Below are 18,100 nucleotides of genomic sequence, written 5' to 3' on the forward strand. Positions count from 1 at the left end.
AAATATAATAATATCTGGTATTTAAGACAAAAATAAGGATAAATTCATGAGTCAAAAACAACCGTTATTAATCACTACAGGTGACCCTGCCGGTATCGGTATGGATGTAGTATTGTTATTAGCAGAAGCAGGGAAATTACAGGATTTTGCGCGGCCAATCTGGGTGACAGCCGATGCCAAAGCAATGCAAACGCGTGCAGACCAACTAATCGCTGCTGGTGTACTAAAAAACTGTCCTACTTGGCAGAGTGTCGCGCTCACTTCATCGTTAATAACTGATATTGATAGTATGGACTTTAATACGGCAAACAATGCATTTCTATTATTGGACATACCTTGTGCAGAGCCTGTGCTGGCAGGTCGTATTGACACTAAGAATGCAGCAATGGTTGCCAAACAATTGGAAATCGCTCATCAGCTTGCAGTGAGCGAAACCGTAGCCGCCATCGTCACTGGGCCCTTACAGAAGTCTGCGTTAATTGATGCAGATATTAAACTATTAGATGGCACTATGTTTAGCGGTCACACGGAATTTTTTATGCAGCAAAGTGGCTGTGAAAAAGTGGTAATGATGCTGGCCAATCAAGTGATGAAAGTTGCTTTAGTTACGACTCATCTAGCTTTAAGAGATGTACCTGCTGCTATCACTGTAGATAATGTTCGCCAAACCGTGCAAATCGTACTTGATGATATGCAGTCGAAGTTTGGCATAGCAAATCCGTGTATATTAGTTTGCGGTCTTAATCCGCATGCAGGTGAAGGTGGACATTTAGGCATGGAAGAAATTGAGATTATCAACCCCGTACTGCAAGAGTTTATTGCCGCTGGCGTAAACGTATCAGAAGCGATGCCAGCCGATACGTTATTCACCTCTAGGCATTTAAATAAATGTGACGCGGTGATTGCAATGTATCATGACCAAGGACTTCCTGTGCTAAAATCGCACGGCTTTGGTGATACGGTTAACCTAACCTTAGGATTGCCTTATATTCGTACGTCAGTCGATCATGGCACAGCGCTTGATTTGGCAGGGGGCGGCGGTGCAAGTGCTACTAGCTTGTATCAGGCATTAGTTATGGCAAATGAGATGGCTAACAAGTCATTATCTAGATAGTTAACGTATGCAGAATGAAGCATGATGCTAAAATACAGCCAGATTATAAGCTGTGGTATAATTTTGACCCAATACAATGCTATAAAATACAATGCTGCAAAATTATCTTTCAGCATCGTCCTATATTGTTGATGTCTATTAATAAGCTATTCTGTAGCTTTGTAATCTCATTTTATTATTTCGTTTCTCATTAATTAAGAATCTTTTATGTCCACAAACTCGTTTGATGCTAATACATTAGCTGCTAGCTTGCGAACTGCCAAACACCAACCGCGTAAACGCTTTGGTCAAAACTTTTTACATGACAGCAGTATTATTCGCCAAATTGTTGATAGTATTCGTCTAGACCGCGATGACAACTTGATAGAAATTGGCCCTGGTATGGGTGCTTTGACTGAGCCTTTATTGGCAGAAGTTGATGCCATGACCGTGGTTGAGCTGGATCGTGATTTAGCAGATAGCTTACGCATTCGTATCGGCGCAAACAGCCATCCTAACTTTACGATTGTTAAAGAAAATGCCATGAATGTGGACTATCGTGAATTTTATAGCACCGATCGTGGCAAGCTACGTGTGGTGGGCAACCTGCCTTATAATATCTCAACGCCAATACTGTTTCATTTGCTTGGCTATTCTGATGTCATTCAAGACATGCATTTTATGCTGCAAAAAGAAGTGGTCGAGCGTATCACTGCTGATGTCGGTAGCAAAACTTATGGTCGTCTGTCAGTTATTATGCAATATCACTGCGAGACTGACTATCTGCTGACTGTTCCTAGAGGCGCGTTTAATCCACCGCCTAAAGTGACCAGTGCTGTGTTTCGTCTGACACCGCATATTGATAAACCAGTCGTCGCAGAGGATGAACAGTATTTTGCTATCGTGGTGCGTGAAACCTTTAACCATCGCCGCAAAACTTTACGTGCTATCTTCAAAAAATCAACGCTATTACCGACCTTGAGTGAAGATGACTTTGCAGCTTGTGGTATTGATCCTCAAGCACGTCCAGAAACACTCAGTGTGAGCGACTTTGTGGCGTTAAGTAATCAAGCCAAGAGTGTAGAAGAATAAGCTCTACCTGGATTCAACAACTAATAGTTCAATTGCAATAGTCAGTCGTTGTACTTTCACACGTGTACAGCGCTATTATCATTAGTACTTAGGGTGTATCCTCATTTTGATAATGGTAATAAAAATGAGATAGATTTTTGTCAATCAAAGGAAATTTTGCAGAGAATATGAGTATATTGTCTAGAAATTTTCAAAGAGTGACGGAAATATAGCCATTTTTAGCCCATTAGAGGTTTACTCGTTCAGATTGAGGACACGCCCTAGCTATTTAAAAGAATCATTTAGATAATCATCGAGGGATTATGAGTTTTCGCCACCAATATGTCATCGGTGATTTACAAGGTTGCTATGCTGCGTATCAAAAACTACTCGAGACCTTAGATTTTGATCCTACACAAGATAAATTATGGTTCGCGGGTGACTTAGTCGCACGTGGAGAGGATTCGTTAAATACTTTGCGCCATGTGAAAGCACTATGCGAGCAGGGTGCGGCGGCGACTGTCCTTGGTAACCATGATTTAAATTTACTTGCAGTATGGCGGGGCGCAACTAAGATTAGGAAAAAAGATAAAACCGCGCCGATTTTTGCCGCCGAGGACAGTGAAGAATTATTGCAGTGGTTAAGGCGTCAACCGATTCTAGCGTATCCTGATGAGCGCACAGTATTGGTACATGCAGGTATACCACCGCATTGGACGATCGATGTAGCTGCACAATATGCCCAGCAGTTAGAGGCGCAATTGAAAGGTAGTTTGCAACAACTGGATCGACTATTACCGCACTTGTATAGTAAGAACGCTGATGATTGGCATGATAATATTAATGGCTTTACCAAGATGCGTGCAATATCTAATTATTTTACCCGTATGCGCTTGTGCAAGCAGGATGGGACGCTTGAATTTAGTTTTACTTCTAGTCTAGATCAGCATATGCCTGATGATTTTATGCCATGGTTTGAATGGCAAGTACCACGTGCTCGCAAAATATTATTTGGTCATTGGGCAGCCTTAAAGGGTGAAGTGGACTTGCCACATGCGCGCGCGCTTGATGGTGGCTGTGTTTGGGGTAACTCTCTACTAGCTTACCGACTCAGTGATGGCAAAGTGATAACGTCAAATGAGCAGTGTCCGAACTCTTAATGATCGCTTATCTAACCTTGATATACAAGGCTAGATAAGCGGTCTGTTTTAAGTAGTTCTGTTATAGCAGTCTACTTTGAGTGGTCTACTAATAGATTTTATCAGTGTAATAGACTGGTTTCATTGGGGTATACCCAAAATATAGATCCTCTAAACGATAACTCATCTATCAGTAGTTGAGGCGGTTCAGAAAACTGATTTTACATCCATAGGTCGAGTCGTATGGCGTTTTGCCATATATTTGCCCAGTAAGGGTAAGCAAAATGCTGGTAATTGAAAAGCACCCAGTAACGGTAAAAACACCGTACCCATGAAGGGTGCAGTTATGGTGTAAGCAAGTAATACATTGCGTCCACCACACACCAACGCAGCGATAATGGCATTTTCATAGCCAAAACGCCGATATATTATATAAGCGGTAAAATAAAACACCAATGCCAATGCAGAACTTAGCACCAGTAATGACAACGCTTGCCACGGATTATGATCAAAGGTAGTACGAAACCCTGCCATCAGTCCCAGTGGAAATAACATCAGGAGTAAAATATTAAACTGTGCAATTTTGGGATAATAACGCGACAAAATAGGCGGTGAAACGAACCGACGCACCGCCACAGCTAGCACTATTGGCATAACAATATAAACTAACAAGCGATTAACATATATGCCAACGTCTATATGCGCATTGTCATCGCCTAATAGCCACAATACGCCTAATAATGTACATGGCATAACGAACGTAGCAGCGATAGTTTTTGCCGTCGCCAGTTGTGCATCAAATCCCACCGCATTGACCAACGCACCACTACCGAACAATGGGGCAGTGGCACCAAGACCTGCAATCGCCAATAGCCAATCGCCACGTACACCGAGTGCATAAGCAGTTACTATTAAAACCAGACTCATACCCCCGCTTTGTAACAAGGCAAAAACCCATACATAGCTTGTCGCTATACGCTTTAAAAGCGCATATTGGTCAATGCCTAGTAAAGTAAAAAACATCAAGAAGAACAATATTTGGGGTAAATATACCAATACTGTATTGGATAAGTTTGGAAAAACAAAGCCCACAATTGCACAAACTGGCATAATTAATGTGCTATGGCGCGCAATAAAACGAAGAAGCATGACCTTTCCTAATAAAAAATATTCGTAAAAAAGTGGGTATTACTTCCCTTTTTTTACCATCCGTTATGCAAATAATCCCCACATGATACTATTTTAATATTTGGGGCTGTCCTAGATAACTAGTTCAGTTCCTTTTTAACCCATTGTTTTAGCTGACGTAATTGACGTTTCGGATCACTGTAGTTAAAACGCCACTCACATTCCTTTAAAAACAGATGGAAATGCTCTTTTGGGATGCCATTATATTTACGCATATGACGCTTTGCTTGACTCCAAAAGTTCTCTATTCCGTTAATATGATTACTGTCTTGTACAAACTCTTTTGAATGGTTAATGCGGTAATGGGTAAACTCACTGACATCAAGTGCGTTGTAACTTCTAAAGGAGTCTGTGTAAACGATACTATCAGGCTTTACTTTCTCTCTTATAATAGGGATTAAGGTATCAGCTCTGGCATTAGGGATGATACAAGCATAGACGCTACCATTGCGCTTAAGCAGTCCAAAAACAGGAACTTTGTTACCAGCACCGCGACCACGTTTGCCTTTGCGTCTGCCGCCAAAGTAGCTCTCATCAACTTCTATTTCGCCTTCTAGAAGGCCAGGTTCCTGACTATTTTCATAAATCAGTAGTCTTAGCCTGTGAAAGTAATAGCTGGCTGTTGTTTTATTAACACCCACTAAGCTTGCTGCTGTTCTTGCGGTAGAACCGGCAACAAATAGTTCGATAAGCTTAGTTTGTTTGTACCAACTTAATCTACTCTTTCTCATATGACTATCCTAGATTATTTTACTTATCTAGGACAGCCCCTAATATTTTAATTACATAATCGTGCCACTGTTACGGTTTACTGCCTTTTAATGCTGTGCCATTTTTTACTAAAAAGACGCCGCATATTTCATGGTTTATACTGGTGTTTGCAGTGAGCTTTTTATGCTCTCTAGGTTTGCGACATTATCGATATCACTATTGGGCAGATAAATACCATAAAAGTATCTCTTTGATGCGTATGGGTATGCTGAACCACGCTGGGATTGTTTAAGATCCAATGATCTTAGAGAGTAGGAAAATTCCGAGTTGTCTCAATTCATAGATACAGGTAGTAGGTTATTAAATAGCCATAATATGACTAATATTATATTTTTAGACGAAGCTAAAAGAATTATATTTGAGACTGAAGATATGAGGTTTAGTATTACAGACGTTATGGTAAATGGCTAAATCTAGTAACTTTGAATATTTATGTGATGAATATCAATGAGGTATCAAAAAAATATTGTTAGACATGTTATCAGCCGTTGACCAAGTATAAAGCTACCAAAACTGTCCTATTAATTAGGCAGTTTTGGTGGTTTTTTAGGTTTCGGTAATGGCGTTTTTGCATCGCCGGCTGCTTTGTTATTGGGGTTTTCATTATCAGCACTACTGTTTTCGCTACTATTAATGGCATCGAGTGTTTTGGTCGCTTTATCGTATTGAATATCACTAGAATAAGGCACGCTATTAAGTTCTTCATCTACTAAACCATCATCTAGGTCAACAACCTTTTTTGCTAAGGCTTTTGGTGAAGAGATGTGTGTTGTTTGCCCAGAGCTTTTCAGTGAATTTGAATCTATGAGGTTATCGCGCTCGTTGTCTTGAGGCTGATTATCATAGTAGATATCTGTCGTCATCTGCTCACCTTGTGCATTAGCAGCTACAGATTTAGGTAATATTTTGACGTCAGATAAACGTCGCACTACATAATTGCTAGGTAACGGCTTGCCACCTTTTTGTCCAGCAGTATCATCAAATATCATATGTCCTTGACTATCGATACGTGCGTATTTCATTGGCTTATCTCGGGGCCAAAAAAAGTCAGATGGGTGACTGATGATATGCCCAAAAACCAGTTTTGTTAGTCGGCTCCATTCAAAGAATTGCACCTCTTTTGAGCGCAATGCGACGAAGAGTGCCAGTGAAAAGCTGACCATTAGGTTGACCATACCGATCAGTGCAACACCAAGAATAGAGATTAAAATAACATCCCAACTGATTTGTGCCGATGACATATTGAATAGTCCATGAGCCAAATTGGCAGATGCAAAGGCAATATGGCGAATATCAATGGGTAAGCCAAATAAGAAGCCAATGGTAGCGGTACTACCTAAGAATACACCGAATAAAAAATTGCCCATAATAGCGCCCAGATTGGCTTCCACAAAGCCACCCAAACGCTGAAGCCATGTTTCAGGGAGTAAACGCTGGAGCAACCAATGCCTGCGAATACGAGCGCCAATCTGATTATAGACAGCCAAGTTATCATAGTAACCAGCAATAAGGCCGGACAGGAATAGATATACGCCGGCAATGGCAGCGTGGGGTAGTGCTAAAGATCGAAAGGGGTCAAGATCATGAAGTAAATGTCCTGCTTTATCGGTGTCAATCATCGGTACGCCTGTATACTGTAACCAAGCAAAAGAGATGATTAATGCTACTGGTATAGCTAGCATAATGTTACCCATGATGGCGATAAACTGGGTGCGCAAGATATCCACTACTAGCTCTGATAACTTAGTAAGCTGATGAGATTTTTTTCCAGAGCCTTCCGATATGGTCGAAGCAATGGCAGCGGCAGTCATTGCTGGCTGCTTAGTCGCAACCGTACCATGCACGATATGAATAAAAACAAAGCCTAAACCATAAATCATACTGTTAATAAATGCTCGCCCCATCGGTGCAAGCGCCAAGTGATAAGCCAATATTTTAGTAGTGGCCATAAAGGCAATAATGAAGCCACCAATGGACGCTTTTTTGAACATGTTTTGATAGCCAGCTCTATCTGTGCTGATATAGTGCTCACCAACGCGGCTAGCATTTTCAGTGACTTTGCGTGACAGCAGCTTAGTATTATTATCAATCAAATAGCCAATACTGTAACGACGGTTAGCAGTCGTAATAAGGGTCTGAATCAGATCAATCACGGCTTTGTCGCGATTGTGACCGCTATCAGCAACCAGTTCGGTCAAAATGCGCATACGCTGTAAGCTTTGATCAAGGCGTAACATCATATTGGTCAAGCGAATAGAGATACCAGTCTTATAGATACGTTTACGTACTGTTGCCACGATATCTTCACACTGTTCAAGCATGACAAGTAGGGGTGCAGGATTGACCGCATGTTCGGGAGTAATATCCGTTAACGTGTCGAGCTCGTGCGCCTGCCGATATTGATTAACGAACAATACTGCTTCTTGGTTTTGTGCGACAAAGGATGCTGAGTAGTTCAAAATTTGCGGATAAGCTTCCATTAAATCGGGGTGCAGACCGATACCGCTAATACGGTAAGACAAAATAACAATCGCATTTAGAATACTGTTTTTGGCCGTAGCTACTAGAGGTAAATGCTCGTCTTTGACTTTGAGAAGATCGACGAGAGCATCCCATTTATCTTTTTCGATATGAGCGAGCCAGCGTTCATCCTGACGTTTATGAAACAAATAGCCGACCAGCTCAACGACTGAATCATCCTGAGGTAGTAGCGGTAAAAACCGATGACCGATCAAGCGGCGTAAACTACTAAAAAAACCTTCATCTGACATAATGCCAGTGTCGGTATATAGGGCAATTTGACGGTATTGAATGATTAGCTTTAATACAAAGCTGGCAAGACCATCGCTATATTCTGGATGTTGGCGCAAGATGTCGATAAGGGTTTGGATATTTTGATTAGCAAGTGCAGGCTCTTTCTCATTGACTCGCAGCTCATTAATCAAGCGCTTAAGTACAGACGGCTCTGGCACGTCACTCAAGGCAGTAATCTGTTGTAAAATACGTTTTATCTCTGACACAGCGTACCCTTTATCGTTATTATTTTGATAGTCAATATTTTGATATTTATAATGTCATATCATTTATAGCTATGACTATCTATAGAGAAATTAGAGGTTATTAGGTATTTATTAAGCGTTTAGATGCAAATATTTTTGACAGTCTAAGAGTGAATGCAAGTTATTTGGAGTTATTTTAATCGCAAGCACATTACAATGCTGAATTATTTTGTTAGCAATTAATTTTGGCAAAAAAAAGGACAGTAATCATACTGTCCTTTTTTGTTGGTAAGTTTTTATTAATAAATAAATAGCTATTAGTTTTTGAAGACTAATTAGCTGGCAGGTACATTAAAATAATCCAAGTCAAAATTCATCATTGGATCGCTACCAGCTTTGACCATCTGCGCATGAGCATCAATGCGCGGCAAGACGCGACCAACAAAGTAATCAGCAAGCTTGGCTTTATTGGTATAAAACTCGCCATCTTTACCGTTAGCTGCTTCAACCATCAGCGCAAACATATATGAGTAGCATAGATAGCCGACTGCATGCATATAATCAACTGCGCAGCCATTAATCTCATTTTTGCGAGAACCGATGTTAGTCAAGACTGTTTTAGTCAACTCTTCGACAGTATCAGCGGCATCTAATGTCGCTTGCTTAATACCATGATCAGCTTGCATAGTGTTAACATAGTCACGAATTTCACCTAAGAAATGGGTGATATATTTACCGTCGTTACGGGCAACTTTACGGCCTAATAGATCAAGTGCTTGAATACCGTTTGCACCTTCATAAATCTGAGCAATACGCGTGTCACGCACGATTTGCTCCATGCCCCATTCGCGCACATAGCCATGACCGCCGAAAACTTGCTGGCAATCGATAGTGGCTTCCAGCGCTTTATCAGTTAAGAACGCTTTTGCAATCGGTGTTAGTAGAGCAACACGTGCAGCAGCTGCTTGAGCTGCTTCAGGATCAGTGCTGAACTTTTCAGTATCTAGTTGTTTGGCGACATACATCGCAAAGCAGCGTGATGCTTCAGCGTTAGCTTTAGCATTCAATAGCATACGGCGCACATCGGCATGGTGAACGATAGCATCAGCTGGTTTCTCTGGGCTTTGTAGCTGAGTATCACTACGACCTTGACCACGTTCAAACGCATAAAGTGCAGCGTTTTGATAAGCAAGCTCAGTACCGCCAAGTCCTTGCAGACCCATCGTTACGCGCTCATAGTTCATCATAATGAACATTGAAGATAGGCCAGTATTCTCAGCACCAACCATCCAGCCTTTTGCATCGTCGAAATTCATGACACAAGTCGCTGAGGCTTTGATACCCATTTTGTGTTCGATAGAGCCAGCTGATAAGGTATTACGTTCGCCTACGCTGCCATCATCATTGACCAAGAATTTCGGTACAACGAATAATGAGATACCTTTTGAGCCTTCTGGAGCATTTGGCGTTTTAGCTAATACGAGATGAATAATATTGTCGGTTAAGTCGTGCTCACCGCCAGTAATAAAAATTTTGGTACCAGAGATGTTATAGCTACCATCATCATTTGGTATGGCTTTGGTTTTGATAATACCTAAGTCAGTACCTGCGTGCGGCTCAGTTAAGCACATGGTACCTGACCATTCGCCTGAGTACATTTTTTCTAAATACGTTTGCTTTTGCTCTTCTGAACCAGCCGCGTTGAGACACAAGGTTGCGCCAACCGTTAGGTTAGGGTAGAGCGTAAATGATTGGTTGGTAGTAAAGAGCATCTCTTCGGTGAGCATGGTGACCATTTTTGGAAAACCTTGTCCACCATACTCAGGATTACCGCCAAGTCCGACCCAACCTGATTCAGCATATTGCTGATAAGCTTCTTTAAAACCTTTAGGCGTAGTGACGACGCCATCGCCATGATAAGTCGCGCCTTCTTCATCACCGCTACGATTGATAGGTAGCAAGACGTTTTTACTTAATTTGGCCATTTCTTCTAAAATCATATCGACTGTTTCCATGTCGACATGAGACAAATTGTCATTATTTTGCCAAAATTCATGAGCTTTAAAGACATCAGTCAAGATGAAGCGCATGTCAGTCAGAGGGGCATTATAAACAGCCATAAACATTCCTTTGGTTTAAAATTAATAAAATTTAATTCGCATAGTATTTGAAACTATAATTTTACATTGTTAATTATGAAGCTATATACAGTGTTTGCTTATATTTATCATGATGTTCTTAAGGAGCAACGGTAACTACTGCAACGGTTATTAACAGATTTAGACTTGTGACAATAAGTAAAGTTTAGCAAATTAGTAGATGAGCTTGTGTATCTCTTAGTGAATAGTGCGTACACTAAAAGTTCGCATGCACTCTTGCAGCGCGCAAATAACATATTTGAATGTTCAACAGACCTTAATATAAACAAAATAAATCGGCAACATACTGAAGTACGCTGCCGATAATAAGCCATTTAAATCACTATACTAACGTCCAAATGCAGTTTTTGATTATATATCTAACTGCATATCTAACTGCTTAATTCAAAAGAAAATGTATAAACGTTTATGCTCATGTATCGCTTAATACCACTACTGATTTAGCTTTGAGGTGCAAACAGTGCAGCTTAAAATCTTTATATAAATCAAGTTGAAAATTAGTGATTTAAGAAAAACCGCAGCATCTCCTTTGAAGCATCTGGACCCTTGGGATCAGTGTAAGACCCTGCGCTACTGCCGCCTGCCCAGCTATGCCCAGCCCCGTGAATCTTCCAATATTCTAACTGACTAACCCCTTTACTATCACGAATCTCTAGTTGAGTACTGCGACAATTTTGCTCAGAGCATTGCTTATGCTGGTGGGTCGTTAAACCAGTTTCTTGCGCTTGTAAGTGCTGCTCTGCCTGCTCAAAGATCTGCCCGCCATTACGGATACTCACCGTATGATCCTGATCACCATGAAACACAATCGTCGGGACAAACTTACTACTCCCTGTACGTTTTGGAGTAGCTGCGCCACCCTGACGCATTGTCATTAATGCAGACGGCAGATCGGTGGCACTGCGATAAGCTAACCCTGAATGCACGCCAATCGCTGCATATAGTTCTGGATAAGCCTCTGCCATAATCACTGCCATAGCAGCGCCTGCGGATAGCCCTGCAATGTATACACGTGATGAGTCCACTGCGTAATCTTTAATAATAGATTGAGTCAATGCCGCAAGCCATGCAGGCTCACCTTGACCTTGCCGTTGATCAGTAGGTTTAAACCAGTTCCAACAGCGATTTTGATTAGCAGAAGCTGGCTGAGAAGGATAGACGATCAGGCAACGGTGTTCTTCTGCCAACTCATTCATACGTGTACCCGCTGCAAAATCTTCCGGTGATTGAGTACAACCATGCAGCATGACTATTAGAGGTAAATGTAAACCTTCTTCCACTGCTTTTGTGTAGTTTGAGGGAATATATAACCGGTAGTCATGATTTCCTTGAGATGACTTAAGGGTGCCTTTAAGAAATTGCGCATTGTCAGGAATAGTCGGCTCATTATGCGTATTGAACCCAGTACGCAGGGTACTCACATTCATAACCGTTGGTAAGTCCAGCTTAAAATTCTTCATTTTATCTGTAAGATCTTGCAAGTGATTAGGCAGTTTACTGGACAGCTTATCAGTGCTTGTAGGCTTGTCCGTCGGGGTCGGGGTCAAACGATCTTGTAGCGTTGGCACATCAGATGCTATATCAGGCGTCACATCCTTGATAGTCTTCTCATCAGTATGGCTGGCTGGTGCTGCGCCGCTCAAGTTCTTTTGAATTAAGTTAGTGGCCTCTTGTAGCTGGCCTGATTTCATCAGTTTCATCGCTTCTTCAAGATGCGGTGGTATCATGCTAAATTTTGAAAAACTCATTTGTTATTTCCCGTTACATTCATACAAATTTTAAGAGTGGTCGTAAAAGAAAATGCTTAAATCATTTTGTTAACCAATACGGCTTTTATCTCTGGGCTTGCCTGCAGCACACCTAATACCGTAATACTTTCAATAGTAGCTTCCACCAGTTCTGGGGTTACGTCTGCCGCGATGGTCGCCAGACCCAATACTTGAATATGTAATTTTTCATTACGCTCTTGAACGTCTTCAAGATCGGCGCGGGTGTAATGACGTAGGCCTAACTCTAAGGTTTTACGAGCAACGGTTTGACGCACCACGTCAGCATGCGTGGTTAGCTGATTGCGTATCGCAGTGCGAATAAAGTCAGTGCGATTAGAATAGAAACCTTCCTGCACCATTAAGTCGACTTGTCCAAGATCAACGTAGCCTAAATTAATAGTGACCTTTTCTGTATCACCTGCTCTAGTACGAATAGGCGTTATATTGTTGCTTGCCATCGTGTCTTCCTTTGAGTAAAAACTGCTTGATGTGGTAATTATACTCCATATAGAATCCAATTGGAGTATAAAATTAATATTTTAATAAAAATTAACAAGCGAAGTTCTTAAAGTACTTTTAAATCTATACTCATACCATCCCTAAAAATTTAAAGATTAAAGCAACGCGGAAGACTTATACAAGTAACATATCTGATCTAAATTTCAAATTAGTATGAGCTATCGTAGGCTATGGCACTTAAACTACTTATCAAACTGCACACTATCAATAAGCCAATACCAAAAAATCGGCAACATATCTAAGTATGTTGCCGATCCTTATACCGCTTCTAAATTCTTCATCGATCAAAATTTGTAGCATCTAACCATAATAGAGTTTATCTAGGCTTGATTCTAAAAAGCAAATTGATCAACGTCCATGCTCATGTACGGCTCAACACCAGTACTGATACGTTGTACATGCGTAGTAGTGCGCGGTAACAACTTAGCAAAATAGAACTGTGCTGTTTTAACCTTGGCGTCATAGAAGGCATGTTCACTGTTGCCGTTTGTAATCTCAGTTTGAGCAACCAATGCCATACGTGCCCATAAATAGGCAAGGGTAACATAGCCACTGAAATACATGTAATCAACGGCAGCACCGCCAACGGCATCTGGGTTTTCAGTTGCTTGCATGCCAATACGTGCCGTCAAATCGCCCCATTCTTTTAAATGCTTGGCAAGTGGACGGATGAACTGGCCCATCTCATCGTTGTCTTTATTATCTTCGCAGAAATTTTGAATGATATTGACAAAGTTTGCAAGCAATTTGCCTTGTGAGCCTAAGACTTTACGACCAAGTAGATCAAGTGCTTGAATCTCAGTAGTACCTTCGTACAAGCAGGCGATACGCGTATCACGGACGTTTTGCTCCATGCCCCATTCGCTAATGAAGCCATGACCACCATAGACTTGCACGCCATGATTAGCAGCTTCTAGACCAGTTTCGGTTAAGAACGCTTTTGCAATTGGCGTCAGTAATGACAGCATTTGATCCGCAAATTTAAGATCGTCGCCTTCGCCTTTTGCGACAGTATCTGCAAAATGAGAGAGATAATATACTAGTGCGCGGCCACCTTCAGCGAAGGCTTTTTCAGTCAATAGCATATTACGGACAGCTGGATGCACGATGATAGGATCAGCGACTTTATCTGGCGCTTTAGCACCTGATAGTGAACGCATTGCTAGACGATCTTTGGCATAAGTAAGCGAGCCTTGGAACGCATACTCTGCAGCAGTTAGACCCTGAACAGCAGTGCCGATACGTGCCACGTTCATAAAAGTAAACATGCACTGTAGGCCACGGTTTTCTGGGCCAATCAAATAACCGATTGCACCATCAAAGTTCATGACACAAGTCGCTGAGGCTTTAATACCCATTTTGTGCTCGATAGAGCCGCAGACAACGTTATTGTTTTCGCCTAAGCTATTGTCTTCATTAACCATTATCTTTGGTACGATAAATAATGAAATGCCTTTGGTACCAGCAGGTGCACCTGGCAAACGCGCTAAGCAGATATGAATAATGTTCTCAGCCAAGTCATGCTCGCCAGCTGAAATAAAAATCTTTTGACCAGTAATGCTATAGCTGCCATCGTCATTCGGCTGAGCTTTGGTACGGATAATACCCAAGTCAGAGCCCGCATGTGCTTCAGTAAGACACATAGTACCTGACCATTCGCCAGTGACCATTTTTTCTAAATAAGTTTCTTTTTGGCTGTCAGTACCATGGTGCTCGATGGTTTGGATAGCGCCATGTGACAAGCCAGGATACATAGAGAATGACCAGTTAGCCGTACCAACCATCTCATTGATGACCGTAGATAATGAAAATGGCATGTTTTGACCACCAAAATCTTCTTCAGCAGAGAGTGCAGGGAAGCCAAGCTCACAATACTGCTTATAAGCTTCTTTAAAGCCTTTAGGCGTTGTAACCTTGCCATTATCAAACTGGCAGCCCTCAGCATCGCCACTTTGATTTAGCGGTGACAATTCATTTTCAGCAAAACTTGCAGCCATCTCAAACAGGCTGTCCATTAGTTCACGGTCAGCTTCTTGAAATTTTGGTAAGCGTTTATAGTGGCTTTCGCTATCAAGTAACTCATGCATGACGAATTGAATATCACGTAAAGGGGCTTTGTACTGCATAACTTCCTGTCCTTTTTTTGGGTATGACCGACAGCGAATGAACGACTCTATTTATTGATATCTTAGCTGTTAGTATGTTACTGGTATCAGACTTGCCTACACTAATGACTAGAAGCAACGACACCGGTCATATAAAATAACGTTGAAAAATGATAAAAGAATTATGACTGTATTAGTAAATTCACCACAAAAGATAGGCGTTCACTGGGAATTATACAAGTTTGGTTGTAATACTGATAAGTCATCAACCCATCTTGCATCCTTTATATAATCAACGTTAGCGAACAAAAAATAGTACTAAAACAGGGCTAACTACGGTGCGAAGAAAAGCTATATAAGCCAATCTATATAGTAGTAACGATTGTTTAAACTAATTGAGATCCGTATTCGGAAGAGACGAGTGCCTCAACATTTTGGTTGCTATATCAGCGCAGACAGGCCGACCAAACCAGTAACCTTGTCCATACTTACAGCCCATTTGTAATAACAAATCGCGCTGTTGTTCGGTCTCGATTCCTTCAGCGATAGCGCTCATATCTAAAGCAATAGCCAAATCTAATATAGCTTTAACTATAGCGGACTGCGTACGGTTATCAACGATTTTATCGATGAAGCTTTTATCAATTTTAATAAAGTCAAAAGGGTATTCTTGCAAATAACTGAGCGAGGCGTAGCCAGTACCAAAATCATCGAGTGCTAAACAGACCCCCAGTGCTTTTAGAGCAATAAGCTGTTGCTTAACACTAGCGTGCCGTAGCATCAGAGAAGATTCAGTGACCTCAATATGCAACTGGTGAGGTTGAATAGAGTATTGAGTAAAGAGATTGCTTACAAAGTCAAAAAACTCAGGATGGCTAAATTCAGCAGCATCCGTATTAATACAGACATGTTGGGTAAAGTTCATTGACTCCCAAATGCATAACTGCTCAGCAATTTGAAAAGCCATTTGGCGAAATAAATCAAATGACAGTTTATGTTTAATAATAGCTTCAATAAAGTCCTTTGGTTGTAGTAGCCCGCGTGTAGGATGTTGCCAGCGTACCAATGCCTCAAAACCAGTAATAACCCCAGTATCTAGAGCTACTTTAGGCTGATAATATGCTATGAACTGCTTAGCAACTATCGCTTCACGCAGCTCGGTCTCTAACTGCATACTATCAATTGATGGACAGTTTAGCTCATCGTTATACCACCAAACATCATCGCCTCCATGCTCCTTAGCATACTGTAAAGCCTTTTCAGCCTTGTTTAGTAAGCTGCTCAATTGATTACCGTCTTTAGGGTAATAGCTGACGCCGACGGAGATTTGCAAATAGATACTAGTGCTGTTTAAGACAAACGGTCGCTCACACATATGCATCAGGCTATCGAGCTCATGGCGTACCATATGGGCATCTGTAAACTCGAATAACAACCCAAAATCATCACCACCTAAGTGTGAAAAGCACAGTAGTTGATTAAGCTCAAGGCCATTGATTCTAGCGACAAATTCTTTGATAAGGGCATCGACGTTGTCTTGTCCGAGATTGTTAATCAAAATACGATAACGGTCGATATTTACTCGAATAATAACCACTTCTTGGAAGCTATCCATCAATACATCATTGGTCTGACTCAAAAACACTTTGCGATTGGGTAGACCTGTCAGCTGATTGTGATTAAGTAGATGGGCGACTTGTTGTTGGTCTTCTACGACTGAGGAGATATCGCGCACCATTCCTACATAATAAACGGTTTCATCGGCATAGATCCTACGGTAAGATATATGACAGTTAAGCGTTCGACCGTAACGGTTTAATAGGGCAAAATTATTTTCATAAAAACCATCGTCATCCAATTGATTAGATATATCCTGTAATATAGAACGCTCTTTCTCTGATAGGAATTCAGCGGCATATATACCAAGTGGTCGACCAATCATAAATGGCTCTTCAAAACCAATCATTGCTTCATAAGCAGCATTAACTGACATATAGCGTAGATTGGCATCTAAGATAAATACGGCATCTTCCAGGCACTCACACAGCTCCAATAATAATTGCTGCTTAATCGATGGTGAGATGGGAACAAAGGTAGTCATAATTGAGACTCAATAGTCAATCAAGGTGGTAGTCATGCACATTTTCATAAGCTTAGCGAGTAAGATAGTCATTAGGCATTCACTCACTGGATTTTATTTTTAATAATAAATGAGTATGTTTGTTTATTAATGTTGATGATAAAGCGCATTTAATGTGGCTAGAGCGACTACAGGTGCCGTCTCTGTACGGAGTACTCGATTACCGATTTGCCAAGGGGAAAAGTGAGCTTTTTCTGCTTGCGCACGCTCATCGTCACTCAGTCCACCTTCAGGGCCAATCAATAGCTTGATATAGGGTGATTCGCGTTTCAGTACTGCTAACAAGGACTCAGGCATAGCAGGTTGTCCTGCTGCTGGCACACTCATTTGTAAGCGTAAGTCTGATGGCTGCTGTAATATCTGATAGTAAGCATCTTGGCTTAGTGCCGCGACAATAGGGCTGACGGGCAGGCCGTTAATATTTTTCTCAGTATTCTCATTTATACTGTTAGCAGTAACTTTGCTCACAGCGTTAATAGCTGTATCTGCTCTCAACCATTGGTCAATAGACTGAGGTGCAAGAATAAGCGGCGGTCGATTTAATCCGCACTGCTCGCATGCGGCGATAGCTACTTGCTGCCAGTGTAAAAGCTTTTTGTCTACTTGCGCAGGTTTTAAATTAACTTCACCATGATGGCTGCTTAACAACTGAATAGCGGTCACGCCTAGCTCAGTGGCTTTCTGAATTGCATAGTCCATACGTTCGCCACGACTCATCACTAAGCCGATTTTGCTGATGACAAGCGCACTACGATCATCATCTAAATGTGCTAATAAGGTGACGGTTGCGTGCTTTTTACTAATCTCTTGTAGCTGTACACGATATTCACCACCAAAACCATCGAACAGAATACCTTGGTCACCAACATTTGCACGTAATACGCGGCACCAGTGATGTACGATACCTTCTGTTAATGCAAGCTCTGAGCCAACAGATAAAGTACTCAGTTTAGGGTAATTGATATCGATGTTGCTACTGGCATCGCGTTCATCACTTATAGCATAAAAAAAACGTCGCACAATCACTTAATCCTGTATTTCAAACAATAATCTTTCTCAATATCTTAGCAGAATATTGTTTAGGTAAAAGTATCTCTATAGTAAATAGAGCTTAGTATAAGAGTAAATTTTTTAACCATCTAATTGA

At 41.2% G+C, this 18,100-nt stretch carries 12 protein-coding genes; 3 read left to right on the plus strand and 9 right to left on the minus strand.

Translation table 11 applies throughout. From position 1 onward, the window contains the following. The first annotated feature begins 46 nt into the window (after positions 1–46). From pdxA to AK823_RS06055, 3 genes are all read left to right on the plus strand, one after another. Complete coding sequence (pdxA, locus tag AK823_RS06045) at positions 47–1,114, plus strand: 4-hydroxythreonine-4-phosphate dehydrogenase PdxA (RefSeq protein WP_068327298.1); 1,068 nt, start codon at positions 47–49, stop codon at positions 1,112–1,114. Positions 1,115–1,321: 207 nt separating this feature from the next. Beyond that, positions 1,322–2,185 carry a 16S rRNA (adenine(1518)-N(6)/adenine(1519)-N(6))-dimethyltransferase RsmA gene (gene rsmA, locus AK823_RS06050; RefSeq protein ID WP_068035457.1) on the plus strand — a complete coding sequence of 288 codons (864 nt, stop codon included), beginning with the start codon at positions 1,322–1,324 and terminating at the stop codon, positions 2,183–2,185. A gap of 302 nt (positions 2,186–2,487) precedes the next feature. After that, the gene (locus AK823_RS06055) at positions 2,488–3,324 is read left to right on the plus strand and encodes a symmetrical bis(5'-nucleosyl)-tetraphosphatase (RefSeq protein ID WP_068035459.1); all 837 of its coding nucleotides are present in this window, start codon (positions 2,488–2,490) and stop codon (positions 3,322–3,324) included. A 186-nt stretch (positions 3,325–3,510) separates the two neighbouring features. Here the strand turns inward: AK823_RS06055 and AK823_RS06060 are convergent, their stop codons facing one another. The 9 genes from AK823_RS06060 to AK823_RS06100 all read right to left on the minus strand — a co-directional run bounded on the left by AK823_RS06060 (position 3,511) and on the right by AK823_RS06100 (position 17,973). Then, positions 3,511–4,452, minus strand: a complete 942-nt coding sequence (locus tag AK823_RS06060) for a lantibiotic ABC transporter permease (protein WP_068035461.1) — start codon at positions 4,450–4,452, stop codon at positions 3,511–3,513. A gap of 119 nt (positions 4,453–4,571) precedes the next feature. After that, positions 4,572–5,222 carry an IS1595 family transposase gene (locus AK823_RS06065; RefSeq protein ID WP_068325289.1) on the minus strand — a complete coding sequence of 217 codons (651 nt, stop codon included), beginning with the start codon at positions 5,220–5,222 and terminating at the stop codon, positions 4,572–4,574. 561 nt (positions 5,223–5,783) lie between these two features. After that, the gene (locus AK823_RS06070) at positions 5,784–8,282 is read right to left on the minus strand and encodes a site-specific recombinase (protein WP_068327300.1); all 2,499 of its coding nucleotides are present in this window, start codon (positions 8,280–8,282) and stop codon (positions 5,784–5,786) included. A 314-nt stretch (positions 8,283–8,596) separates the two neighbouring features. Continuing rightward, positions 8,597–10,381, minus strand: coding sequence for an acyl-CoA dehydrogenase C-terminal domain-containing protein (locus AK823_RS06075; protein WP_068327303.1), 1,785 nt, complete (start codon positions 10,379–10,381; stop codon positions 8,597–8,599). A gap of 536 nt (positions 10,382–10,917) precedes the next feature. After that, complete coding sequence (locus AK823_RS06080; protein ID WP_068327306.1) at positions 10,918–12,168, minus strand: PHB depolymerase family esterase; 1,251 nt, start codon at positions 12,166–12,168, stop codon at positions 10,918–10,920. 56 nt (positions 12,169–12,224) lie between these two features. Continuing rightward, a complete protein-coding gene (locus tag AK823_RS06085) occupies positions 12,225–12,647 on the minus strand; it encodes a CopG family transcriptional regulator (RefSeq protein WP_068035469.1) in 423 nt (140 codons plus the stop codon). A gap of 393 nt (positions 12,648–13,040) precedes the next feature. After that, on the minus strand, positions 13,041–14,834 hold the full coding sequence (locus AK823_RS06090; protein WP_068327308.1) for an acyl-CoA dehydrogenase C-terminal domain-containing protein: 1,794 nt from the start codon (positions 14,832–14,834) through the stop codon (positions 13,041–13,043). Between the two features lie 370 nt (positions 14,835–15,204). Further along, positions 15,205–16,914 carry a bifunctional diguanylate cyclase/phosphodiesterase gene (locus AK823_RS06095; RefSeq protein WP_068327312.1) on the minus strand — a complete coding sequence of 570 codons (1,710 nt, stop codon included), beginning with the start codon at positions 16,912–16,914 and terminating at the stop codon, positions 15,205–15,207. Positions 16,915–17,040: 126 nt separating this feature from the next. Further along, positions 17,041–17,973: a 16S rRNA (uracil(1498)-N(3))-methyltransferase gene (locus AK823_RS06100; protein WP_068327317.1), complete on the minus strand. Its 933-nt coding sequence runs from the start codon at positions 17,971–17,973 to the stop codon at positions 17,041–17,043. Positions 17,974–18,100 lie beyond the last annotated feature (127 nt).

Source organism: Psychrobacter sp. P2G3, assembly GCF_001593285.1.
Classification (GTDB): Bacteria; Pseudomonadota; Gammaproteobacteria; order Pseudomonadales; family Moraxellaceae; genus Psychrobacter.

Bases quoted from the DNA above. Each gene is read 5' to 3' on its own strand.
- pdxA (WP_068327298.1), top strand. From the start codon at position 47: ATGAGTCAAAAACAACCGTTATTAATCACTACAGGTGACCCTGCCGGT.
- rsmA (WP_068035457.1), top strand. From the start codon at position 1,322: ATGTCCACAAACTCGTTTGATGCTAATACATTAGCTGCTAGCTTGCGA.
- AK823_RS06055 (WP_068035459.1), top strand. From the start codon at position 2,488: ATGAGTTTTCGCCACCAATATGTCATCGGTGATTTACAAGGTTGCTAT.
- AK823_RS06060 (WP_068035461.1), bottom strand. From the start codon at position 4,452: ATGCTTCTTCGTTTTATTGCGCGCCATAGCACATTAATTATGCCAGTT.
- AK823_RS06065 (WP_068325289.1), bottom strand. From the start codon at position 5,222: ATGAGAAAGAGTAGATTAAGTTGGTACAAACAAACTAAGCTTATCGAA.
- AK823_RS06075 (WP_068327303.1), bottom strand. From the start codon at position 10,381: ATGGCTGTTTATAATGCCCCTCTGACTGACATGCGCTTCATCTTGACT.
- AK823_RS06080 (WP_068327306.1), bottom strand. From the start codon at position 12,168: ATGAGTTTTTCAAAATTTAGCATGATACCACCGCATCTTGAAGAAGCG.
- AK823_RS06085 (WP_068035469.1), bottom strand. From the start codon at position 12,647: ATGGCAAGCAACAATATAACGCCTATTCGTACTAGAGCAGGTGATACA.
- AK823_RS06090 (WP_068327308.1), bottom strand. From the start codon at position 14,834: ATGCAGTACAAAGCCCCTTTACGTGATATTCAATTCGTCATGCATGAG.
- AK823_RS06095 (WP_068327312.1), bottom strand. From the start codon at position 16,914: ATGACTACCTTTGTTCCCATCTCACCATCGATTAAGCAGCAATTATTA.